This is a genomic window from Arenibacter algicola, assembly GCF_018860365.1.
Classification (GTDB): domain Bacteria; phylum Bacteroidota; class Bacteroidia; order Flavobacteriales; family Flavobacteriaceae; genus Arenibacter; species Arenibacter algicola_B.
In genome coordinates this window covers 938347-962170 of record NZ_JAHKPO010000003.1, presented here as the reverse complement: position 1 = coordinate 962170, position 23824 = coordinate 938347, and the positions used below count along the sequence as shown (strand labels likewise).

The 23824-nt window shown below is 40.3% G+C and carries 18 protein-coding genes; 9 read left to right on the top strand and 9 right to left on the bottom strand.

Annotated elements, in window-relative coordinates:
• Nucleotides 1-33 precede the first annotated feature (33 nt).
• The 4 genes from KO529_RS05635 (at nucleotide 34) to nhaD (ending at nucleotide 6121) form a co-directional block, all read left to right on the top strand.
• Nucleotides 34-1224 (top strand): cytochrome-c peroxidase, encoded by a 1191-nt coding sequence (locus KO529_RS05635; protein ID WP_252734311.1) that lies wholly within the window; start codon nucleotides 34-36, stop codon nucleotides 1222-1224.
• Between the two features lie 18 nt (nucleotides 1225-1242).
• Nucleotides 1243-2751: a parallel beta-helix domain-containing protein gene (locus tag KO529_RS05630; protein WP_215946916.1), complete on the top strand. Its 1509-nt coding sequence runs from the start codon at nucleotides 1243-1245 to the stop codon at nucleotides 2749-2751.
• A 201-nt stretch (nucleotides 2752-2952) separates the two neighbouring features.
• A complete protein-coding gene (locus KO529_RS05625; RefSeq protein WP_215946915.1) occupies nucleotides 2953-4317 on the top strand; it encodes an aldehyde dehydrogenase in 1365 nt (454 codons plus the stop codon).
• Between the two features lie 538 nt (nucleotides 4318-4855).
• A complete protein-coding gene (gene nhaD / locus KO529_RS05620; RefSeq protein ID WP_215946914.1) occupies nucleotides 4856-6121 on the top strand; it encodes a sodium:proton antiporter NhaD in 1266 nt (421 codons plus the stop codon).
• A gap of 240 nt (nucleotides 6122-6361) precedes the next feature.
• Here the strand turns inward: nhaD and KO529_RS05615 are convergent, their stop codons facing one another.
• The 8 genes from KO529_RS05615 to KO529_RS05580 form a co-directional block, all read right to left on the bottom strand.
• On the bottom strand, nucleotides 6362-6568 hold the full coding sequence (locus KO529_RS05615; RefSeq protein WP_031443295.1) for a hypothetical protein: 207 nt from the start codon (nucleotides 6566-6568) through the stop codon (nucleotides 6362-6364).
• Nucleotides 6569-6962: 394 nt separating this feature from the next.
• Nucleotides 6963-10169, bottom strand: a complete 3207-nt coding sequence (locus KO529_RS05610) for a PVC-type heme-binding CxxCH protein (RefSeq protein ID WP_215946913.1) — start codon at nucleotides 10167-10169, stop codon at nucleotides 6963-6965.
• 16 nt (nucleotides 10170-10185) lie between these two features.
• A complete protein-coding gene (locus KO529_RS05605; protein ID WP_215946912.1) occupies nucleotides 10186-11157 on the bottom strand; it encodes a Gfo/Idh/MocA family protein in 972 nt (323 codons plus the stop codon).
• The gene (locus tag KO529_RS05600; protein ID WP_215946911.1) at nucleotides 11154-12173 is read right to left on the bottom strand and encodes an NAD-dependent epimerase/dehydratase family protein; all 1020 of its coding nucleotides are present in this window, start codon (nucleotides 12171-12173) and stop codon (nucleotides 11154-11156) included. Before KO529_RS05600 ends, KO529_RS05605 begins: the two co-directional genes overlap by 4 nt.
• A 61-nt stretch (nucleotides 12174-12234) precedes the next feature.
• Nucleotides 12235-13347 (bottom strand): zinc-dependent alcohol dehydrogenase, encoded by a 1113-nt coding sequence (locus KO529_RS05595; RefSeq protein WP_215946910.1) that lies wholly within the window; start codon nucleotides 13345-13347, stop codon nucleotides 12235-12237.
• A gap of 100 nt (nucleotides 13348-13447) precedes the next feature.
• Nucleotides 13448-14602, bottom strand: a complete 1155-nt coding sequence (locus KO529_RS05590) for a Gfo/Idh/MocA family protein (RefSeq protein ID WP_215946909.1) — start codon at nucleotides 14600-14602, stop codon at nucleotides 13448-13450.
• Nucleotides 14603-14668: 66 nt separating this feature from the next.
• A complete protein-coding gene (locus tag KO529_RS05585) occupies nucleotides 14669-15718 on the bottom strand; it encodes a sugar phosphate isomerase/epimerase family protein (protein WP_215946908.1) in 1050 nt (349 codons plus the stop codon).
• Nucleotides 15719-15741: 23 nt separating this feature from the next.
• The gene (locus KO529_RS05580) at nucleotides 15742-16935 is read right to left on the bottom strand and encodes a ThuA domain-containing protein (protein WP_215946907.1); all 1194 of its coding nucleotides are present in this window, start codon (nucleotides 16933-16935) and stop codon (nucleotides 15742-15744) included.
• Between the two features lie 309 nt (nucleotides 16936-17244).
• Between KO529_RS05580 and KO529_RS05575 the strand changes: the two genes are divergently transcribed.
• The 5 genes from KO529_RS05575 to KO529_RS05555 all read left to right on the top strand — a co-directional run bounded on the left by KO529_RS05575 (nucleotide 17245) and on the right by KO529_RS05555 (nucleotide 23088).
• Nucleotides 17245-18129: an AraC family transcriptional regulator gene (locus KO529_RS05575; RefSeq protein ID WP_215946906.1), complete on the top strand. Its 885-nt coding sequence runs from the start codon at nucleotides 17245-17247 to the stop codon at nucleotides 18127-18129.
• A gap of 631 nt (nucleotides 18130-18760) precedes the next feature.
• On the top strand, nucleotides 18761-20029 hold the full coding sequence (locus KO529_RS05570; protein ID WP_215946905.1) for an MFS transporter: 1269 nt from the start codon (nucleotides 18761-18763) through the stop codon (nucleotides 20027-20029).
• Nucleotides 20030-20049: 20 nt separating this feature from the next.
• A complete protein-coding gene (locus KO529_RS05565; protein ID WP_215946904.1) occupies nucleotides 20050-20892 on the top strand; it encodes a sugar phosphate isomerase/epimerase family protein in 843 nt (280 codons plus the stop codon).
• Between the two features lie 47 nt (nucleotides 20893-20939).
• On the top strand, nucleotides 20940-22061 hold the full coding sequence (locus tag KO529_RS05560; RefSeq protein WP_215946903.1) for a ThuA domain-containing protein: 1122 nt from the start codon (nucleotides 20940-20942) through the stop codon (nucleotides 22059-22061).
• Between the two features lie 424 nt (nucleotides 22062-22485).
• On the top strand, nucleotides 22486-23088 hold the full coding sequence (locus KO529_RS05555) for a c-type cytochrome (protein WP_215946902.1): 603 nt from the start codon (nucleotides 22486-22488) through the stop codon (nucleotides 23086-23088).
• A gap of 282 nt (nucleotides 23089-23370) precedes the next feature.
• Here KO529_RS05555 and KO529_RS05550 read toward each other — a convergent pair whose 3' ends face one another.
• A complete protein-coding gene (locus KO529_RS05550; protein ID WP_215946901.1) occupies nucleotides 23371-23742 on the bottom strand; it encodes a hypothetical protein in 372 nt (123 codons plus the stop codon).
• Nucleotides 23743-23824: the final 82 nt, after the last annotated feature.

Sequence of the window (23824 nt, the reverse complement as noted above, 5' to 3'; positions counted from 1 at the left end):
TTATTGAACAACTGAAGTATAAATTAAGACCAGATGATAAACAGTAAGGTCATTTTAAAAGCAATTCTACCGGTGGTAATTCTTGGAATCTTGGCATTGGCATTTTTTGCGGGCCAAAGACCTTCAAGCTATTATCCCGTTCCACTTTTAAAAGGCTCCTGCCCTCCCGGATTTAAGCTGAACGAAAACAATGAGTGCATTGCAAAAAATCTATATAGTCAATACGAAAAAACCAACAAAGCTGGTGTAGGTGGTCTAAAATCGGCCTTACCGGAAATTAGGGATGGTTTTTCTCCACAGGAAATCGATTTGGGAAGGTATTTGTTTTTTGATCCCGTCCTGTCTGCCGATCAAACCGTCTCCTGTGCCTCATGTCACGATCCCAACAAAGGATTAAGTGATGGACTCGCAGTTAGCCGAGGTATAGATAATAATAAATTGAAAAGGGCCGCACCGTCACTTTATAACGTCGGCTATCTAAAAAAGCTCTTTTGGGACGGTCGTGCCTCGACCTTGGAAGAGCAAATGCTGGAACCATTGTTTTCCGAGATAGAAATGGGAAATACACCAGAAAATTTACTCAGGACCATCAATGATATTGAAAATTATAAAAAATTATTTGCTGAAGCCTATCCCAACAGGCATAAGGATGAGCCCATTTTGCTCAAGGAAATCACCAACGCCATAGCGGCCTTCCAATCTTCATTGGTTTCCTTGAATAGTAAATATGACCAATATGCGCATGGTTATGATGGAGCCCTGAACAAAAACGAAATAGAAGGGCTTAATATATTCAGATCTTTCGTGGCACGCTGTGCTGAGTGCCATACCCCTCCCCTATTTACCAACCAACAATTTGCCGTTATCGGCACTCCAGAACCTGATGGATTACCGTTAGATCCTGGGGCCGAAATTCCCTTTACTGACAAAAGCTTGAGAGGGGCATTTAAGGTTCCCAGTCTAAGAAATATAGCAGAAACAGCTCCCTATATGCACTCCGGAAGATTCAAAACCCTTCGGGAAACCGTTCAATTTTATACGGACGGTAGGGGTCATGCGGTACCTGAGGGCGAAAACTTATTGATCCATTGGCACATATGGGAACCCAATTTAACCGAGTACGAATTGGACCGTTTAGTGGATTTTCTTAAAACCCTGACCGACGAATCATTTAAACCAAAAGTTCCGAAGGTACTGCCTTCAGGACTTCGTATACCCTCTTAATTAATAATCAATTAAAAAATGAAGAAAAAATCACCTTTTTTAAAAATCCTCGGATCCATAGTACTATTGGGTATTGGGGTGTTCCTAGGAAAATCGTTCTTCGGACAAAAAAATATGGAGACTGTCCCCATTCCTTCTTCCATGAAATATAGAAATGTGGGACATACCAAAGACACCACACAAGTAGCTTCCGATCGAGAATTTACAGGAAAAATTATAGAAGTCAAAAAGGGCTCCTCCATTCAGGATGCCGTAAAAGAGGCTAATCCAGGGGATCTAATACGTGTATATCCAGGAACTTATTCGGAGAACGTATACATTGATAAGGATGACATTAGCCTACAAGGCGTAGTAATCAAAGGAGAATGGCCAACATTGGATGGCAAAAAGAAAATAAACGATGCCTTCCTCTATTCCGGTAATGGAATTCTTATAGAGAATTTTAAAATAATCAACTACAAAGGCAATGGCATAATGGGCCAAGCCGGTAACAATTTTGTAATACGCAACAACTGGATTATTGATACTGGGGTTTATGGCATCTTTCCACAGTATGGTAAAAATGGGCTGGTGGAACATAATATACTGAGTAAAATTGCGGATGCAGCCATATATATCGGCATGTGCGATAATGTAGATGTGCGCCATAACGAAGTATTTGATAATGTTGCGGGCATTGAGATTGAAAATTCCAGGCACTGTTTGGTAGAAAACAATTATGCCCACAACAATACAGGTGGACTATTGGCCTTTGTAACCCCTGGTCTTCCCATAAAGACCACCTTTGATGTTATACTGCGGAATAACTTTGTCGTAAACAACAACCATGAAAATTTTGGTGCCCCTGGATCAACAGTTTCCGGAATTCCATCCGGTACGGGTATTTTAATTATGGCCGCCGATGATGTCATTGTAGAGAACAATATTATTACGGGAAATAATAACACAGGGATTACCATAGTGGATCTCGCTACAGGTGCTCCCAAGGCAAATGACCCCAATTCCGAAGGAAATCCGGACAGAGTGGTTATACTGGATAATATCATGTTCAATAACGGCAATGACCCAACAGGTGAAATAAAGGCAATCATGCTTACACAAATGGACACGAAGGGGCCCGATATTTTTGCCTATGGCGGTGGAACGGGCAGTACCATCAGGGATAAGAACAAATACCGAACATTTGGCTTGGATGGCTATGGTGCGTCCCAGATTACGGATACAGAAGACATTGCTACTATGATGACCCCATCCCCTGTACCCCCAAGGTCCGTATCAAAAGAAGAACTGGGCGAGCTTACTTATTATGGGGTCTGCGCAGGTTGTCACGCTTTTGGTACCAGATTGATAGGGCCGCCAACCGAAATCCTTCAGGCAATTCACTATGACAATCCCCAAGGCATAGTAGACTATATCACTGCTCCAAAAAACCTTAGGGAAGACTATCCGGAAATGCCGCCACAAAATTATTTATCGGAGGAAGCTAAAATGGCGGTTGCCGAATATATTCTGGCTTTGAAGCATTGAACCAGGGAAAGAGACTAAGAAAATAACAACATCAATATATTTCCCCTTATCATTCTTACATTAAAGTTAGAACTGAATACAAAATATAACGATTGAATTAGTTCCAATATTCACTTTCATTTTGATGTGATTTAGAACATAATTTTTATAATATCCCCGAACGAATAAGTTTGGGGATGTTTTTTATATTAATTTAATGCCATGAAGATATTAGAAAAACAGCGCGATTTTTTTGCAACTCAAAAGACCAAGGATGTTTCAGTCCGAAAAGAGGCCTTAAAGCGATTGCAAAAAGAAATAATTGCGCGTGAGGATGACATTGCGGAAGCCATTTACAAAGATTTCAAAAAACCTAAGTTTGAGACCTTTGCAGCGGAAACGCAATTCGTCTTGGCGGAATTAAAATTGACATTAAAAAATATTGACCAATGGGCCAGTCCTGAAAGAAAATCCGCCTCTCTAATGAATTGGCCCTCTTCTGATTGGATCTATAAGGAGCCCTATGGTGCTGTATTGATTATTGCTCCATGGAACTATCCATTTCAATTGGCATTTGCCCCTATGATCGCGGCTGTTGCGGCAGGAAATACAGTTGTAGTAAAACCTTCAGAAGTTACACCCTATACGTCATCGATCATCTCCGAAATTATCAGCGCAGTTTTTTTACCGGAACATGTTACCGTTGTGGAAGGCGGTGTGAAAGTATCCCAAGACCTTTTGGCCCAAAAATGGGACTACATATTTTTTACGGGAAGTACCCGTGTCGGGCAAATAGTATATGAATCAGCAGCAAAACACCTTACTCCAGTCACCTTGGAACTAGGGGGGAAAAACCCTACCATAGTGGATGAAACGGCATCCATTAATCTGGCCGCAAAACGCATTGTTTGGGGCAAATTCCTAAATGCCGGCCAAACCTGCATTGCCACGGATTATATACTTGTTCACAAAGAAGTGAAGGACAAACTTGTGGCGGCATTAAAACAAAACATAACCAAATGCTACGGAGAAAATATAGAACAATCTCCGGATTTTTCGCGCACCGTAAGCAAAGCTCATTTTGAAGGTTTAAAAGATATGTTGGAGGGTGAGGAAATTCTATTTGGCGGCAATAGTAATGATGAAGATAATTATCTGGCCCCAACTATAGTTAATGAGCCTAAATTGGACAGTAAATTGATGAAGGGCGAAATTTTCGGACCCATACTTCCAATTATTGCCTATATAAATGAAGCCGATATTGAGCGGCATATAACTAACTATGGCAAACCCTTGGCTACCTATATATTTTCCACCCGAAAAGCCTTCCAGAAAAAGATAATCAATAGGTACAGTTTTGGCGGAGGAGCTATCAACGACACTGTAATACAAATCACGAATAAAAAACTCCCTTTTGGCGGAGTTGGTGCAAGTGGAATGGGAGCCTATCATGGCAAAAGATCTTTTGACCTTTTTTCACATCAAAAGGCCATTATTAAAAAAGCTAATTGGTTGGATGCACCACTTCGATATCCCCCTTATAACCTACCTATGAAGTTGGTAAAGAAAATAAAATATTTGTTTTAGGCATTTTGTATGATAGATAGCCAAGGAGTCAAGCTCCTTTTATTTTTATCGTACCCTTCAAAAAAAGGTTTAGGAATTTCTTTTTGACCAAATGAAAAACCTACATCTTAGCACTACGGTCATAGTAAAAACAAAAATTGATAAAACAATTTAAATCCCCATTTTACAGCATTCCCAAGGATTCATTTTTAACAATCTATTAACGATTATTATTTATACCTTAGAATTGGTAATCAGATAAAATAGAATTTAGGCAAATGCCTTTCCTTCTTTATTATCATGCCTCTATATAATTCTATTTTTTCCTATGCACATAGCATCTACATAATGTATCATTTAGCAAGTGCCATCTGGCCTTGTAAAAATAAGAAGGGGCATTAGCTCTATTCCAAAGACATAATTCCTCCATTAATCAATTGCAATAGGTAACAAAATCCTATATACATCAGAATAATTTACAATAATTAATTCCCTGACCCAACTCAGGCCAAACTGAAAATGTTATGAGAACAAACAATAGATTTCAAAATAAAATATCATGCTAATTACAACCCTTTTTTTCATTGCCGGCTACATGATAATAGCCCTGGAGCATGTTGTTAAAATAGATAAGGCGGCGACTGCCCTGTTTATAGGGGTAGTATTATGGGTTATTGTTGCCCATACGGGAGTAGATTTTTCAGAAACCATAACAAAGCTTAAGGAGCATTTTGAAGAAATAGCTGAAATCCTATTCTTTCTACTTGGAGCAATGACCATCGTTGAATTAATAGACATCCACAACGGTTTTGAAATTATTCTTAGAGTCATAAAGACCAGAAGCATGTTAGTGCTTCTTTGGGTACTATGTTTACTGACCTTTTTCCTATCTGCTGTATTGGACAACCTCACCACTACAATTGTAATGATGGCCATTTTAAGGAAATTTTTGACCAGCAAGTCGGACCTATGGTATTTTGCAGGGTTTATCATCATTGCTGCCAATGCAGGTGGTGCCTGGTCACCCATTGGCGATGTCACGACCATTATGCTTTGGAATGGTGGTCAAGTTTCCACAAACACCATAATAGCCGAGGTATTTTTACCTAGCTTGGTTTGTTTATTGGTTCCATTGCTAATTGCCTCATATCATTTTAAGGGCAAAACTATTGAAGCAGAAGTACCCACAACCCCTAAGATCCAACAAATAAGCCCGAAGGAAAGTAATTTTATTCTACTTTTAGGTGTAGGCCTACTTCTAATGGTACCCGTATTTAAGGCCATTACCCATCTACCACCTTTTTTGGGTATGCTATTGAGCCTATGTCTTTTGTGGTTGACCACAGAAATATTACATAAAAATAAGCCTATTGAACTAAAACATCATTTATCCGTGGCGTCTACGGTTCAAAAAATTGATACCCCCAGTATTCTTTTCTTTTTGGGAATTTTATTGGCGGTCGCCGCCATACAAACGAATGGCTCCCTAGAATTTATGGGAAGCGCCCTGGAAAGCTCTTTCAATGATTTTCATATCACCAATACCTTATTGGGGCTTTTATCCTCATTAATAGACAATGTGCCATTGGTGGCAGGTGCCATGGGCATGTATTCTATGGAAACCTTTCCCCATGATCATGAATTTTGGACATTCTTGGCGTATTGCGCGGGTACGGGAGGTAGTGTACTTGTTATAGGCTCAGCTGCAGGAGTGGCGGCCATGGGAATTTTGAAAATTGATTTTTTATGGTACTTGCGCCGTATCGCCTGGTTGGCCTTAATAGGCTACTTTTCAGGTATCCTGGTCTTTATTTTAATTAATTGATGCTTTAGGTTCACCCTCCTCCCAAATAGTAGAATTTAGAAATATTTGGAGCGTAAAATGTCAAGAGTCCCCAACAGATTCCAGAGCATTATATGAAGTCATTTATGATAAATTTTTGCTCAGTGCTGTTCTTGACAACTGCATTATTTTTGAAGCAAAAACACAGAAATGCTTTTGACAAAAAATTAACCCTGCCCAAAAGAAAGCAGGGTTTTTATTACCGCATTGAATTTTGGCGGACTAACCTGCCAAATCCAGCATTTTACCGTTTTTTAATTCGCCAAGAACTGTTACGTCCTTGCTTTTTTTATATTCTTCCAGGGCAAGAAGCATTTGCTCCTCCGTGTCCCTTCTGATTTTTATACCCCCAGTTTTCTGGTTTCTATTTCGAACTTCAATATAATATCCGTCCTTAAGTTCCGTTGGTTTTGTCGCCGGCCTTCCCATATTTAATAACTAGTTTTTACTGTTCAACTATTAATTCAAAGTGTACTAAATCTCCTTAGTCGCATAAACATATGAAAACTTAACACATTAATTAGGAATAATATGGCTTATTAATGTATAAACCTAAAAAACTATGATTTTTAACATAAACTTAGCAGAAAAAGACCTTATTTCTGGCAAAATATAAATTGGCTTCAAAAACTACTATCAGCTTTTGTAACCAAGAATTGATTCCATTGAATTATAGTTCGAAACCTTCTGGGCACAGTTATGGAAATACCCAATTATCCTACCAAAAAAAACCTAAAACCATTTGAAATGTAAAAAGGCCGGTATAAGGAATATCCTATAACCAGCCTTTTTAAACCAAATATTAAATTAACTTCTTACCTTATTATTTGCCGTGCGGGTGCTCTTTTAACAATTCTTCGGGCGAATAAAATCCTTGCTTGTCCTTGATCTGCTCCCGTACCTCTTTCACTTTCTCCGGTGAAATTGGAGCAGCCTTATTACCGAAGGTATTCCTAACATAGGTCAATACGGCTGCAGTTTCGTCTGCAGTAAGTAAATTTCCAAAAGGTGTCATAGGTACCTGTCCGGGATAGGTCTTACCATTCACTACAATTGGTCCCATAAGACCCTTGGTGGTTAGTTTTATAAGTCTATCCTCATTACCTGTAACCCATTCGGACCCGGCAAGGGGAGGAAAACCGGAAGCTTCCAGACCTTGACCATCTGCTTGGTGACAAGTAGCACAGTAACCATCCCTCATGTATATTTCCCTTCCTGCAACCAATAGTTCCAAATCCTTACCCTTTAGATCGGTCTTTATGACTTCTTTGGGTTCTTCCCCAGCTTTGTGACCATTTAAATGGGCAAGCGCAGATTCATAAGGCTTTTCCATCCATTTGTCCAATCCTTTTTTACCAGCTTCGGTTATAATAGGAATTCCAACATCCCTACCCAACCATGAAGCTGCAACCAAGGTTTCCAACCTTACCCTTGGATTGTCATCTTTAGCCGCTTGCATAAGAAGTTCGGCCTGATCTGGAATCTGATGTCCGGCATAACGAAGTACACCTACTGCGGCTGCACGTGCCTTAAAATCTTTGGCATTAAGCACTTGTTTAAGCAATTTCCCATCAACCTTATCCAAGCCCCATGTAACCCAAAGGGCTTCCAAGACATGATGTTCGTACCTAGGATCCTTGGTATCCAAGTTTGCTACCCATGTGTTTAATTTAGACAAAACTTCGGAGGCATCCCTGGCCCGTAATTCCCTTTTGGTCCTATAACGGGTACGGTATTCCGGAAGTTTAAGATTATCCAATAGTTCATCAATGCTTGCATCAACGATCTTGGCTGGTTCTACCAAAGGTCTGGATGGATAGGTTATGCGGTATACCCTCCCATGAACATGATCACGTAGCGGATCGCGTGCATTGTGCTGCATATGGCCAATAAGTACATTGTGCCAATCTATAAAGTACAAGGAGCCATCTGGGGCAAATTCCATATCTACAGGTCTAAAATTCTTATCGCTTGCAGAAATCAGATCTTCTTGGTGCTTACTTAAATAGCCAGCTGTTTTAGGATCATCCACCATGGAATGTTCTTTAATTCCTAAAAATCCTATTGTATTAGCAATCAGCATATTGCCTTGTGCCGCATCAGGAAAATGTCTACTGGACACAAATTCCAAACCAGAAGTTGGTCTCACCAAATGTTTCTTCTCAATAAGATTTTCAGGTAATGGTGAACTTACCCCGTAGCGCGGTACAATTGTTCCGGGCATCATCCAGGTAGCAGATGGTCCTGAGGTATGTTCAAAAAATGGTTGTCCCCAATCGTCAAATGCAATTCCCCATGGATTTGGAATGGGCAATTGTGCCGTACGTTCCAAATGATGTCTTTGTGGGCTATACCTATAGAATCCACCATTGGTACCCCTAACGTTTCCATAGGCTGTTTCTACATTGGTATGCAAGAACACCCCTTCGCCCATATAAATTGCACCGGAGGGATCTGTTGTAAAAGCGCTAATGGCATGGTGAGTATCATGGTCATCAAAACCACTTAAAACAATCTCTTTTACATCGGCCTTATCATCCCCATCGGTATCCTTTAAAAGTACTAAGTTTGTACCCTGTGATAAATAAACACCTTCAGGCGCAAATTCAAACCCAATGGTCAAATGAAGTCCGTCTGCAAAAACAGTTTGTTTGTCGGCCTTGTTATCTCCATCCGTATCTTCTAAAATCAGTAATTTATCGTTGGGTTTACTATCCCCTGGTTTATAATGCGGGTAACTTGGCATGACCGCAACCCAAAGCCTTCCTTTGTTATCAAAAGAAACCTGTACAGGATTGGCCAGATCTGGAAACTCAACTTCTGAAGCAAAAAGTTCTACCTTATAACCCGGCGCCGGTTTAATTTTATCCAAGGCGTCTTGCCCATATAAATATTCTGGTGTTCCATTTTTATCACTCGGCTTATAATTCGTTTCTACCTCAGGTAATTTTTTGGTCTGTGCATCGCTTTTGGCCAAATCCATTTTTTTACCCTCCAAGGCCTGCCATATGGCAGTATCCCTTATGGCGGTCATCTGACGTATTTTCTCAATTTCGTAAGGATAATTGTCCGGACCATAGGGATCATAACGTCTTCCATAAACATGAACAGTATTGGGAATTTTAAAATCGTTGTGCCAGAACCAGTTTTTCTCATTTACGGCATCAAGTACCAATTCCCGGTTCTCTTCTGCCTTACTTTCCTTGGTTCCGAAAACTTTATCGGCCAACAGCTTAGCAAACTTCTGATAGCCGTAATCGGTCAATTGAAATCCATCTTGTGTTAAATCCGTACTTTCCGTTTGGAACCATTCCTTGGTCGGCTCATAAGCATCTACAAGTAGGACTCCTTCTTCAGCTGCTACTTCCTTCATGGCAGCCGTATAAAGCTCAAGGTTCCCATTTTCCTTTTTTCCATCAGGCAGATCCATCTTATCAGAAAGGTCTTCAAAGGCAATTGGGGAAACAAGTGCCAATTGAGGTGCAGTGGAACCATTATATTTTTGACTAAGGGTATGCTTGATAAAGGCTCGTAATTCCCCTTTATAATTATCAATCCCCTCCGGCCCTTCAAAGGATTCAGGATACCCAAAAAATCCTATGATAATATCAGCCTTTAAGCTGGTAATCCACTCATCAGGAGAAGGGAAATGACCAATAGGGCCAGATCGACGTCCGTTTTCATCATCCTCAAAATGGATGGCCTGTCCGGACTCATGCTCAAATTTTTCAGCACCTGGAAACGCCCAAGGTGAATTTCTTGCGGGATGTGGCCTAAAGCCGGGTGTGTTACCACCATCGCACATATTACGGATAAACAATGAATCATTGGGAAAGCGAAGTTGCATTTCAGTTTCGAAATGCCCAAAGTTCATCATTCGTGAACCTAAATTATTACCCACCAATACGATATGGGAGTTAGGGGAAATTTTTAAAGTGTTGTCTTCCTCTTTACTACAGCTGTAAAAGCCAAGGACTAGGAAAAGCATTAGGAATAACTTTCCCCTAGCAACGTTTTTATTGATATTCATCTTTATTGGTATATAATTAATTGATATTTACGTGTATTCCTTCTTTCACAGATTTTTCGCAAGCCTCTATAATTCGCTGGCATGTAATGGCATCTTCAAGGCTTGAAAGTGCCGCCTCATTATTCCTAAGTACATTGTTGATAAAATGGGTTGCCGTATTCTTTATGGATTCCGGATAACACTGATACGTTTGCGAATGGGCTCCATTACGATCATTGATTACCCAATCCCGATAGCTGTAACGCGTACTACCTTTTGTTCCAATAACTTTTATAATACAAGTCCAGGGATCTCCTGCGTGATCATCATTGGCAAAACTGGCCGCTAAATGGCTCAAGGTTCCATTTTGCATTTGAATATTGGCCATGGCCACATTTTCTTGTGGGGCAATCGTAGTATCTACGGTATGCTTTAAACAAGAAACTGTTTTTGGTTGTCCGGCCAAATACAGCATGGTATAACTGTGATGGGTCAATATCTGGCGAATTACCCCAGGATAGCGGGCTCTGATCTCCTCGGCATGGTGTATGTTGTACATCATGTAGAACTGGGAAATATCGCCCAATTTGCCGCTTTCAATCATGGATTTCGCCCTTTTTATCCCTGATTCATAGATATAATTATGGACCGGCATACATTTAACACCAGCGGCCTTAACAGCTTCCTGCATCAACTCCAATTCAGCAATACTGGAGGCTGCCGGTTTTTCTACCAATATATGTTTTCCTGCTTTTGCCGCCCTAATAGTATAATCGCAATGGGTTTCCATATTGGTCAATATGAAAACAGCATCGATTTGAGGGTCCTGAAGCAATTCATCCTCCGTTTTATAGGTCTTACATCCAAATATTTTTGCTTTTTTCGCCCCCTTCTCAAAAGTTCTGTTCCAAAGACCCACAAGTTGGGCACCTGGCAAACTATTTATGGCTTCTGCATGCAAATCGGCTATATCACCCGCACCAATAAATCCTATTCCTATATCTTTCATGAGGCAGCAGTCGAATATTTTAATGTGCCTTTTTCTGCCATAGCTTTGAACTCTATCAATGAATTGCGTATTCCCTCCGCTATTTCTGTCAATGGCAAGTCTTTGAATGTGCTTGCTATTTTACTGTGATCCAAATCGCAAACGAACAGGTTGGGTGGGGCACCATCCGTAACAGATAATGATACATATTCCCCCATACCCAAAGCGGTAGCTTGTTCTTTTATAAGTTCCAAGAATGATGTAATTGGAATAGTCTCCCCCTGTATATTAAAGGCTCCAAAGCCTTCGTAGGGCTGTAGTGCACAGGCGGCGAATTGAGCTCCCACATCTTCCACAAAATGGTAGTTTTCCCTTCCTTGGTACGGCATTTCAAAGGGAATTACTTTTCCTTCCACAGCTCCCATTACTATTGCCTTTAAGGCATTGGTGGGGGCAGAAGTCTTTCCTTTGTCCCTTCCTTTTCCATAGGTGGTGTTCAACCTAAGGCATACAGTTGGTATTTTGGTATTATCGTGAAATAGACGTGCCAGGTGTTCTCCGGATAATTTCCAAATGCCATAGTGGTTAGGTGGAGCCAATGGAACATCCTCATTAATTATATCTTGTGGATACATGGACCTCATACCATAAACTGCCGCCGAACTGGCGAAAACAAATCTCTTGAGGTTGGTTAATTTTTCAGCGGCATCAAAAAGTGCCATTGTGCCTCCAGTATTTATTTCCATTCCACCAATATGATCGCGAGAACAATCCGGACTTTGGTATGCCCCTAAATGAATAATGTGCGTGGGATCCACTTCGAACAAAACCCTTTCAATCTCTTTGTAATTGGAAACATCAAGAGTAACGAACTCCAGACGTGAATCCAAATCACCAGGGAGCCATAATTTTAATGGGTCCACATTGTTGGAGCGGGTTGCAATAACAATTTTCCCAACCTCCTTTGATTGTAGAAGTTTATAAATAGTGACCGATCCTATACAGCCGGTACCTCCTGTAATAAATATTTTGTGCATAATTCTTAATGCTAGTTTTTTTAATATTAGGTTGTAGGCCTGTACAAGAACTAATAAATTATCAGTTCATTTTTACAACGGCCTTCATATTATTTGCCTTTATCGAATCCTCAAAAGCTTGGTTGATATCTTTAAAATCATAGTAATCCGTATAGTGTTCAGAAGGAAAAATACCGGTTACCATCAATTTTTGTGCGGCCATATAGTCTGCCCTACAAGACCCCATGGAACCTCTCATATTTAAGGAGGTACGGGTAAGGTGTGTGGCATTGATCTGTACATCCGTTCCGTAGGTGGCAATAACGCATATATCCCCTTCAGGCTTAACAACCCCTACTGCCTCTGTAAGTACAGGTGGAACTCCGGAACATTCTATAAGAAGATCTACTTTTCCATTAGTTCCAAACGGAATACCGTTATCATCGGTAATGCCATTTTGCAATTGGGTGGTCAAGGAATTTTCCGGTGACACTTCTATGGTAATAAAACCTCTTTCTTTTGCTCTCTTTAAACGGATATCACGATCGTGCGCAATACCTGTTACGGCAACCCTTGCGCCTGCTGCCCGTGCAACTTCGGCAGACATCATACCTATGATGCCACAGCCTGTTACCACAACATCCTGACCAGGTTTAATGTCGCATTTGTTATATAGGGCATTGGTAATGATGGACAATGGTTCCACCAAGGCACCTTGGGCCGGGGTAAGGCCTTTCATTAAAGGCACTACACGATCCGACTCCAACACTACTTGTTGTCCAAATCCGCCGTTTCTGTGAAAACCTATTATTTCCTTTTTGGGACATAAGTTCCATTTGGACACACTACAGGCAGGGCAATCTTCTTCCCTACATCCCAACATGGCCAAGGGCGTAAAAATATCCCCAACCTTAAGGTCTCCGTGGTCACCAGGACCCAACTCCAACACCTCGGCACTAAACTCGTGTCCAATTACCCTTGGACGCTGCACCCAATCAAAATTGGCCTTGCCAATAGTTGCGCTATTGTCCGAACCACAAATTCCCGTATACAGTGTTTTTGCCAATATTTCCCCTTCCTTTAAAGGAGGGATTTCCATGTCTACAACCGCTGAATTACTAAGGACCGATTGACCGGTATTTGGATATATTTTTTCGTTGGATTGAAGACAAAATCCTTTTATAGAATTACTCATAGCATTAATTTGTTAATTTTAATTTCTTGTTCAAAAAAAGTTTAAAAATTGATAATTCAATTCTAAACATTGAACTTCCCTTATCCGGAAAAGTTTGAAGTTACCAGTTAACACCGGTATCTTTCCAGCTTTTCGTTTTTGCCGATTCCAATACGGCTTCACAAACTTTCTGCGTTTCTTGGGCCTCCCTAAATGTAGGGGAACAGGGTTTTCCTTCCTGTAGTGCTTTTAGAAAATCCGCTATTTGATGTACAAAGCTATGCTCATATCCTATTGATAGTCCCGGTACCCACCATTTATCCATATAAGGATGGTCACCATCGGTAACATGGATAGAACGCCATCCTCTCTCTTGGGATTCATCCCTATGGTCAAAATACTCCAAGCGACTAAGATCATGCAAGTTCCATTTTATGGAGGCATGTTCCCCGTTTATTTCAAAAGTATATAAAGCCTTATGACCTCTAGCGTATCTTGTAGACTCAAAAAGGCCCAAAGAGCCATTATCGAAATGGCAATGAAACATACAGGCATCATCAATGGTTACCTTCTGTTTTTCACCTGTACCGGTATGTACTCTTTCTTTGATAAAGGTTTCGGTCATGGCGGAAACATCCTTTATCCCCCCATTTAACCACATAGCAGTATCTATACAATGTGCCAACAAGTCGCCCGTAACGCCAGATCCAGCTGCATCATTATCCAATCGCCATAAGCCCTCCCCACCTTGTGGAAGTTCTGGACTAATGGTCCAATCCTGCAAAAAATTGGCGCGATAATGAAAAATTTTACCCAGCTTACCGGCATCTATAAGTTGTTTCGCCAAAGTAACCGATGGCAATCTCCTGTAATTGAAATAGACGGTATTGGGCACTCCTGCTTTCTCTATGGCATCAACCATTGGTTGAGCCTCCGCAACAGTCCGTGCCAAAGGTTTTTCACATAAAACCATTTTTCCAGCTTCTGCCGCTGCTATTGCAATTTCGGCGTGCATATTGTTGGGAGTACAAATATCTATGGCATCAATGTCATCACGGGCAATAAGCTTTCTCCAATCGGTTTCTACGGACTCATAGCCCCATTGATCGGCAAAGGCCTGGGTGCGTTCCAAGTTGCGTCCGCAAATTGCCTTTAATACAGGTTGATACTCCAGTTCAGGGAAAAAATTGCCCACCCTGCGATAACCATTGGAATGGGTTCTCCCCATAAATCCGTAACCTACCATTCCTATTCGTAATTCTTTCTTACTTGACATGTGTACTCTATTTTTTTATTTTAAATTAAAATTTCAGCTTAACAAATGTATAATCAGCCTTTTATATTAAGGCGCCTCGTACCATCCATGTTGTTGACGCACCTTGATCATGGCTCCCAAGATATCGTTCCAGGTTTTAGGCTGCATCATAACATCATTTGGGAACATACAACCATCCCAACAGATATGTCTGATTTTTTTGGTAAGGATACCGTTTTCATCGCGCAACCAATGTCCTGCATCCACAGCAATGTCCAATTTTCCATTTGGATCCGTAGCCTGACAATGCCTTCCTGTTTTATCATGGGATCCCGAACCGAACACCGTGCCATCATTTTGGGCTACATGAAAATCAATCGTCCATGGGCGAAGCGCAGCTGTTACAGTCTTAAGACCTTCGGTCAACGTTGCCCGATCGCTCCAATCGAAGTCTTTGGGCAATATTCTTTCGTCCTCCTTATTATAACCTAAAAGATACAACAAGGTATGAGCCATATCGGCCTGAAACCCAATATTAGGTCTGTCTACGGCCTCAAGGGTGTTCACCATGGTTTTCCAACCGTGCATCCCGCCCCAGCAAATTTCACCTTCGGCGGCTAGAGACTCACCATAATCGGCGGCCACATCACATGCCTCGCGGAAGGTTTGTGCAATTAATTTCGTGTTGGCCACGGGATCGGCTGCCCAGCTATGTGGATCAACGGACGAATCTATTCTAATTACTCCATTTGGACGTATCCCTAGATCGCGCAGTTTTTTACCTATAATACAAGCCTTGCGTACCTGGGTTACAAACTGATTGCGCTCTTCCCTGGATCCCATTGCGGAGCCTCCTCCGGTTCCGGCCCATACAGGGGCTACCAAACTTCCAATCTCCAAATTTTTAGCGCTGGCCTTATCTGCCAATTTTTTAATACCGTCATCATTGGAATCGATATCCAAATGCGGATCGGCGGCAAATAGATCAAATCCGTCAAATTTAACCCCGTCTACCTCGGCATTGGCCGTTAGCTCGATCATGGTATCAATCGAAATTGGTGGCTCTGAATCAGGTCCTTTTCCTACCACACCGGGCCACGAAGCGTTGTGGAGTTTTGGATAATTGTTTTCTGGCATAACAATAGTTTTTATTCGTTATATTATTTTCTTGGCATTATTACCGATTCCCAACCCTTTAGGTCGGACGGTTTTACATTTTTCTGGTAACCTTCAAATTTAAATGTAGTTGGCTCGTATCCCCCTACAAAATCTATCGGATTGTCCGCTTTAATTTCATCTTCCATTTCCAATCCCCAGAAACAGGCATTAATGAGCATTCTTCTAAACCCTTCGTCCAGGATATCTTCCGAAGCCCCATGGGTAGTTGTAAATGCCCGTCCGGGCTTACCTGTTTCCAATTGGTAAGTTCTAACCCAGGCAACAGGTAACTCCTCCTTACTAGTGTCCGGTACAGCATCCGGGGTCATTCCGTTCAATACCCTTCCTCGGGCCAATATTTTCAAATCCTTGCCTTGGGGATAGGCATTATAGCCTCCGCATTGCGCCCATGCATTTTGTACTCCGCGCATTATGGGATGCTCCCTATTATTTTCTTCTATTATTAACTTGGAAGCCTGCTGATGGTTCTTACCATAATGGCCTACCCAGGTCTCCCCCAGAACTACCTCTCCAAATCCACCGTGCCAAGCCTCTTTTTCACCTTCATATTTGTAGTCATAATGTTTCCAATTAGGGTTATCGGCATTTTTAAAAGCATGGGTAGAAGTCCGTAATCCTAATACAGCCCCTCCCCTACTTAGATAGTCATCTATATATTGCATCTGACCATCTTCAAAATTCGCAAACCTAGTGAACATTACCATCAGATCCGCCTTTTTAAGAACATCGAGTCCTTTAAGGTCCGACCCTCCGGGAAATATATTGCCCTTCTCGTCCAGAGCCCATACCACTGTACAGCTAAAACCATATCTTTTGGCCAAAATCCTCGCCAATGCAGGTAAGGTTTCCTCCCCTCTATATTCATGATCCGTAGCTATAAAAACAATATGTTTTCCTTTTCCTGGACCTTCTTCCCCATTGTATGTTATACGATATTCATCCCCACTCCTTTCACCCTTAACGGTCTCCCCAATCATCAATGAACGACCATTATCTACATCCGACAGGTCGGCTTGCGCCACCAGATGTTCTGAATGTTCCGTACTTAAAATTGTACCGGTTTTGCCTTCATTATTTCCACAGGAAACGAGCACCGAAAACACAACCCAAGACATTATGGCGTTCCAAGTGTTCTTTCCTAAAATAGAATAGCCGTAAATTAATGATTCCAACATAATAATACAAATCTTAAATACCCGATGCAGAAACTAATCCATTGCCGAACCTTCTAAATCTAGAGGCAATCTATGTTTAAAAATTCCACGGATAATCAATGGCCACGCTAAACCGTATTGTTTGTCAATATCCAAATTTATTATCACTTTTTATACACTATTCTTAAAATTTATTGTGATAAAATCTGACTATAAAAACTTAGCTCTACAAATCTAAAATACTATCCGCATGAATATTCCCTCTATCTTACTAAAAGATGACACTTTTTTGTCTTAAATTAGCCAAAATAAAATTCAATCCGGAAATTTATGAGTACCCCCAACATTGAAAAAACACTTACAACAAAAGAAACTTTTATTTTCAAGGATATAGTTGGCCCTTACTTCAATCCAAATTGGCATTTTCACCCAGATTACCAAATATCTTTAATTGCCGAAGGCAAAGGCACCAGATTTGTTGGGGACCATGTACAATCTTTTGAAAAAGGTGATTTGGTAGTCACCGGCCCCAACCTTCCTCATTTATGGCGGAGCGATGACGCTTATTTTGACAAAAACAGCAAGCTCTCTACCAGAGGTTTGGTAATTTATTTTGACCACGATCTTTTTAGCGAATCCTTATTGGGCAAGGAAGAATTTTACAATGTCAACAAGCTTGTGGAAAATTCTGTCAGGGGCATGGAATTTTATGGGGAAACCCGAAATAAAATAAATAAACTACTGCTTAAGATCAACAACGAACAAGGATTTCGAAGAATTATAAAATTATTTGAAATTATAGATATCCTAGCCAATAGTGAAGAATACCATCTATTATCCAGTCCAGGGTACACCAATGTCTTTAAGGGGGATGACGCAGACAAAATGCGAATTGTCTACGACTATGTCATGTCCAATTTCAAGACCAAAATATCATTGGAAGAAATAGCGGAAATGCTTAATATGACCACCACCTCCTTCTGTAGGTATTTTAAACCTAGGGCCAATAAAACTTTTACACGCTTTGTAAATGAAATCCGAATAGGGCATTCAAGAAAATTATTGCTGGAGGATAATTTCAATATTTCGCAGATAAGTTACGAGTGTGGTTTTAATGCCTTATCCAACTTCAACAGGCAATTCAAGGCAATTGTACATATGAGCCCCCATGAATATCGCAAATTGTTCTTGAACATCAAAACCAGCATATCGTAGTAGCCCAAAATTTATTGGAACCACATATTATCGGTTATATAACTATTTTGAAGGATTTAACCACAATTACCTCATAGCGAGCCTTTTAGGCATCGGAAGGAAACCTCTGAAAACATTTAGACCTCAACATCAGAGCATACAAATCTCACCTAGTGAGTAAAACTTGGGAACCACTGATCCTGAGCATATGTACGGTTGTTTAATACTTAGTCCAGACAAATTATAAGCATATTTTATCCTTACCTTATTAAGTAGCAATTCCGGCTTACAGAAACCAAAATAGTTCCTCCTTATATATTATACATATAATAAGGTATAATGCCCTTAACATTTATAGACAAGGAACTAATATATTCCAAAGACAAAAAAGTACCATTATTTAGTAGGATATAGGAACTTTTAAAAATCTTTAAAGTTTAAATTTATCAGCTTTTAATTTTTTGGATCGAAAGGCTCATGAATAAATGGTTTATTGGTCAGATAATAAAAGCGTAAAATAGGTGGTCATTAATTTGTTATTTGATAAAACAATTAAAAATAAATTATGATTATTGTAAAAAAGAGATTAAACTTATACGCTGAAATCAAAAATTAAATTATACACCAACTAATTAAAAATCTATTAAATCCAATGGAAAATTCAAATGATCAACAAAAAACCAATGCCAACAGACTGTTTTACGGTAGCTGTTTCGCATTAATTACCACCGCATTTTCTTTTAGTATTAGAGCTGGGATTCTTCCACAGTTGGGAGAAGAACTAAGTTTAAGCGCCGAACAACTGGGATTTATCAATTCAATGTGGTTTTTCGGTTTTCCGATATCCATGGTTATCGGAGGATTAATCTACCATAAGGTAGGTGGAAAGGCCATTATGCAATTTGCCTTTTTCGCCCATGCCCTGGGGATTATTTTGACTATTTATTCTGGTAGTTATGTAGGCTTACTTATTTCCACCTTATTAATAGGTCTTGGTAATGGTTGTACAGAAGCTGCCTGTAACCCTATGATTGCGGATGCCTACTCCGGCACAAGGATGAGCAGAATGATGAACCGCTTCCATATGTGGTTTCCAGGAGGTATTGTAATAGGTAGTCTTATTTCCAAATTTATGACCGATGCAGGCTTAAGTTGGGAAACACAAATCTGGGTAATAATGATTCCGACATTAATCTATGCCTATTTGTACTTTGGACAGGCTTGGCCTAAAGCCAAAGTTGAGGCAGCGGCTACCCTTAGCGGAAATTTCAAGGCCATGTTGTCCCCTTTATTCATTTTTATGATTGTTTGTATGTCTTTGACCGCTATCTCTGAGTTTGGCCCACAACAATGGGTAGGCCTTATCTTGGCCAAGAGTGGTGCAGAACCTATGATTATATTGGCACTAGTTACAGGACTAATGGCCGTAGCCCGTTATTTTGGTGGGGAAGTAGTTCACAAATTCGATCAAACTGGTGTACTATTGGGTTCAGCTGTTCTAGCCACAATAGGAATCTATCTTTTTAGCACTCAAACTGGAACTATGGCTTATGTTGCTGCCATCTTTTTTGCCTTGGGAATAGCCTATTTCTGGCCAAATATGATTGGTTTTGTTGCGGACAAAATACCAAAAAGTGGTGCTTTGGGAATGTCTATCATTGGTGCTGTGGGTATGTTCTCCTCATCCATATTCCAACCTATTATTGGTGGGTGGATCGATTCTGACAAAGCCGAGGCGGCTGCCGCAGGATTTACAGGGGATGAATTGGAACTAGTATCCGGACAGGCCACACTTGGTACTATGGTAGCCTTCCCTGCTATTTTGATCGTCCTGTTTACCATACTTTGGTTTTGGGTCAAAAAACGCAAAAATACCGATGCCGCCGAAGCTACTAGTGGCCAACCCGTAACAGACTATTAGTAAATACATAAATATATAGTATGAAAATTGGAATGAATATGTTGCTCTGGACTAACCATGTCACAGAGCAACACTTTGATATTGTAGATACCCTAAAAAAAACTGGCTATGATGGGATTGAGCTGTTCTTAGGAGATGGGGATCTTAAGCATTATACAAAATTAGGTAAGCATTTTTCTAGTATCAATATGGGTGTCACTGCTGTAGGTGCCCTGTCTCCCGAGCAGAATATTGCCAGTCCCGATAAGAAGACCAGAGAGGCAGGCCTGGAACGATTAAAGTGGACCATTGATATGGCCGAAGCCGCCAATGTAGAAGTAATCTGCGGACCTTTTCATTCCACATTTGCCTTATTTACACGTCAACCACCTACATTACAGGAAAAACAGTGGAGCAATGAGATGTTGTATAAAGCGGCCGAATATGCCAAAAAAGCCAATATTATGCTAACTCCTGAAGCCGTAAACAGATTTGAATGTTATCTCTACAACACTATGGCCGATCTCGGCAACATGGTCAAGGAGGTGAACCATCCCAATTTGGGCGCCATGTTCGATACACACCATGCCAATATTGAAGAAAAAAGTCAGGCCCAAGCCATTAGAACCATAGCTCCCCATTTAAAGCATGTTCATATAAGCGAGAACGATAGGGGCACGCCCGGCAGTGGACAGGTAAACTGGGATGAAGTCTTTGCTACCTTGAAAGAGGTAAAATATGACGGCTGGCTTACTATAGAGGCTTTTAGTACCATTATCCCGGAGTTTGCCAATGCTATTAACGTATGGCGGGATTACTCTCCTTCTGAAGAAATCTATACCAAAGGCTTAAAATTGATCAAGGAAGGCATGGGGATTAAATAATTAATCCAGTTCTTTACGTCCAATATGAATTAACTAAAAAAAAATTAATGAAAAATTTATTACCTATTCTTATATGCCTTTTTATGTTCGCCTGTAAAGAGCAAAAAGAAGCTAAAACGAATGAAACGGCAACCGTGGAAACCACGGATACACCGCAACAATGGCTTACTTTTGAAGGTAGTGACAAGAATGCAAAGCATATAGTCCTTATTTCAGGCGATGAAGAATACCGCTCTGAGGAATCGATGCCACAATTGGCGAAAATCCTATCCAAACATCATGGTTTTAATTGTACCGTACTGTTTGCCCAGGATCCGGCCAACCCTGGTACAATTGATGCTAATTATGGTAAAAACATACCCGGATTAGAAGCCTTGGACAGTGCCGACCTAATGATTATTGCTACAAGGTTTAGGGCATTGCCGGATGACCAAATGAAACACATTGATGATTATCTTATGGCAGGTAAACCTGTAATTGGACTTAGAACGGCAACGCATGCCTTCAACTTTACTGATGAAGATGTTTCCAATTACAAACATTACGGAAACTCCTATAAAGGCGATATGGCAGAATGGGAAGGCGGATTTGGTCGACTTGTTCTTGGCGAAAAATGGGTGAGCCATCACGGGCACCACAAGCATCAAAGCACCAAAGGTTTTGTAACCGATGCGGGAAAAACTACAGGAATTACAAATAGTATCTCAGATGGGGATGTTTGGGCCTCTGCAGATGTCTATGAAGTGCGTCTGCCCATGTCTGGAGATTCCCAACCTATAATTTATGGTAAGGTAATGAACAGAAAAGGCGAATTCGACGAGAATGATATATTCTATGGTATGCGCCCCACTGATGATGAAGCAGCCAAAACCAACCATGCAGGAAAAGATGTTAGTTCACCCCTAATGCCGGTAGCATGGACCAGGACCTATCAAATTCCTGGAGGAAAAAAAGGAAAGGCCTTTACATCTACAGCCTTTTCAGCAGTAGATTTCACTATTGAAGGAACGCGAAGATTAGTCGTAAATGCCGTATATTGGACATTGGATCTACCGGTACCGACCAAGACCAATGTTGAATTGGTAGGTTCCTATAATCCTACCACCTATGAATTTAGGAAGGACGAATACTGGGATGAAAAACAACTAAAAGTATCCGACTTTAAATAATACCAATTAACCAACCAATCTTTACCAAGCCAATAGAACAAATTCTATTGGCTTTTTTTATTAAAAATGCTTCAGTACTCTCAAAAATATTTCAATTTCATATTGGAATTTTTATTAATTTTAGCTTACTGCCTAAATATGAACAAGGCTATTTTTGCGAGTATTTTATATCCGATTTTTAAGTTGGATAGTTAGTTTACCCCCCTCTTTATTCTAGATATTAATTTTATTTTACAGCACTCTTCAGGCTGGTCGATTGTACATTTTTTTTATTCATTTTTTTATTGGACCTAACCAACAACACCTTCCAACGAATGGGATGTTGGTTCTAACATACCTCCTTAGTTTCAGGAAATATGTCTGTTTGGAAGTATATAGAAAAATTCTACAAATAATCTGTTCAATATTATTTAAATCAAAAATTATGAAAAAGTGTTATCTAGTATTTAGCATGTTGGGAATTATCGTTGTTGCCTGTAATTCTCCCAAGCAAAAAGAAATTGCCAAAGCCGTAGTGGCAAAAGCAGAACCTAATACTGTCGTCGATAAGGTAAAAAGAGGTCAACTGTTAGTTGCATCCGTTGGTTGCAACGATTGTCATTCCCCTAAAATAATGACGGACAGAGGTCCGGAGGTTGATCCGGAAAGAAGGCTCTCCGGGCACCCTTCCCAAGAGAACCTGCCACCTTACGACAAGGAAACTGCAAAATCTTATGTGCTATTCAGTATGGGACTTACTGCCGCCGTAGGACCCTGGGGAACCTCTTTTGCCGCTAATCTTACTCCTGATGAATCCGGAATCGGCAACTGGTCGGAAGCACAATTCTTAAAGGCCATAAAAGAAGGGAAATTCAAAGGAATGGATAACACAAGACCGCTGTTACCTCCCATGCCATGGACCGAATATCGGAATTTACCTGATGAGGACCTTAAGGCTATTTTTGCCTATTTAAAAACAATTAAACCAATTGATAATGTAGTGCCTGCGGCCATACTAGCTACACCCCAACCATTGGAAGCCAAATAGAAATAAATAAGACTTTGTATTGGGTAGAAAGTCATATCCAATATTTTCCCCAAAGTCGTAAACATGTCTTTGGGGAAAATTATGAGGTACTATTAATTGTTAACCTCCTTTCATTATAAGTAAGTTCAAAGTTTAATATTGAATAGGGAAAAGTTTTTTTTACTTGATCCAAAGCATGAACTATTGACATTTAACATGTCTTAAAACAATACCAAGTTTCATGAATTCAAATTTGTAATATTGAATCCGCACTCTAACTCTTCAATAAAAACTAAATTTGGCCTATGTTGTAGTTGTTTTGGACAATTTAGCCAAGGAGAATGCACCAATGGCCATTACAACATCCCTAACAGCAACATCCAAATATTGACCGCTAATTATCAACGTCAAGGCTATAAGAACCAACCAAGCTGAAACGACCAGCGCACCAATGGACGGTTTTACCAAAACCAAAATACCCGCTCCTATTTCAATAACCCCAACAATACCCATAAAGACAGCGGTGGTAATAGGCAATAAATCCATTAACCCAGGGGAAGAATATGTGGTCCAATCTACGAGAATATTTGTAAACTTATCCAGACCGGCAACAATAGGTACCAATCCAAACGTATACTTGAGCAGGGTACTAACAAACTTTGCTTTTGCATTCATAATTATCTTGTTTAAATATTATGAACTTTTGATGAAATAAGATGCTATGGGTTACAAAACTGATAATAATTATTTCTTATAA

Coding starts and splice junctions, on each gene's coding strand:
- KO529_RS05610 (WP_215946913.1), bottom strand. CDS start 10,169: ATGAATATCAATAAAAACGTTGCTAGGGGAAAGTTATTCCTAATGCTT.
- KO529_RS05555 (WP_215946902.1), top strand. CDS start 22,486: ATGAAAAAGTGTTATCTAGTATTTAGCATGTTGGGAATTATCGTTGTT.
- KO529_RS05630 (WP_215946916.1), top strand. CDS start 1,243: ATGAAGAAAAAATCACCTTTTTTAAAAATCCTCGGATCCATAGTACTA.
- KO529_RS05585 (WP_215946908.1), bottom strand. CDS start 15,718: ATGCCAGAAAACAATTATCCAAAACTCCACAACGCTTCGTGGCCCGGT.
- KO529_RS05560 (WP_215946903.1), top strand. CDS start 20,940: ATGAAAAATTTATTACCTATTCTTATATGCCTTTTTATGTTCGCCTGT.
- KO529_RS05605 (WP_215946912.1), bottom strand. CDS start 11,157: ATGAAAGATATAGGAATAGGATTTATTGGTGCGGGTGATATAGCCGAT.
- KO529_RS05595 (WP_215946910.1), bottom strand. CDS start 13,347: ATGAGTAATTCTATAAAAGGATTTTGTCTTCAATCCAACGAAAAAATA.
- nhaD (WP_215946914.1), top strand. CDS start 4,856: ATGCTAATTACAACCCTTTTTTTCATTGCCGGCTACATGATAATAGCC.
- KO529_RS05575 (WP_215946906.1), top strand. CDS start 17,245: ATGAGTACCCCCAACATTGAAAAAACACTTACAACAAAAGAAACTTTT.
- KO529_RS05550 (WP_215946901.1), bottom strand. CDS start 23,742: ATGAATGCAAAAGCAAAGTTTGTTAGTACCCTGCTCAAGTATACGTTT.
- KO529_RS05565 (WP_215946904.1), top strand. CDS start 20,050: ATGAAAATTGGAATGAATATGTTGCTCTGGACTAACCATGTCACAGAG.
- KO529_RS05635 (WP_252734311.1), top strand. CDS start 34: ATGATAAACAGTAAGGTCATTTTAAAAGCAATTCTACCGGTGGTAATT.
- KO529_RS05570 (WP_215946905.1), top strand. CDS start 18,761: ATGGAAAATTCAAATGATCAACAAAAAACCAATGCCAACAGACTGTTT.
- KO529_RS05590 (WP_215946909.1), bottom strand. CDS start 14,602: ATGTCAAGTAAGAAAGAATTACGAATAGGAATGGTAGGTTACGGATTT.
- KO529_RS05625 (WP_215946915.1), top strand. CDS start 2,953: ATGAAGATATTAGAAAAACAGCGCGATTTTTTTGCAACTCAAAAGACC.
- KO529_RS05615 (WP_031443295.1), bottom strand. CDS start 6,568: ATGGGAAGGCCGGCGACAAAACCAACGGAACTTAAGGACGGATATTAT.
- KO529_RS05580 (WP_215946907.1), bottom strand. CDS start 16,935: ATGTTGGAATCATTAATTTACGGCTATTCTATTTTAGGAAAGAACACT.
- KO529_RS05600 (WP_215946911.1), bottom strand. CDS start 12,173: ATGCACAAAATATTTATTACAGGAGGTACCGGCTGTATAGGATCGGTC.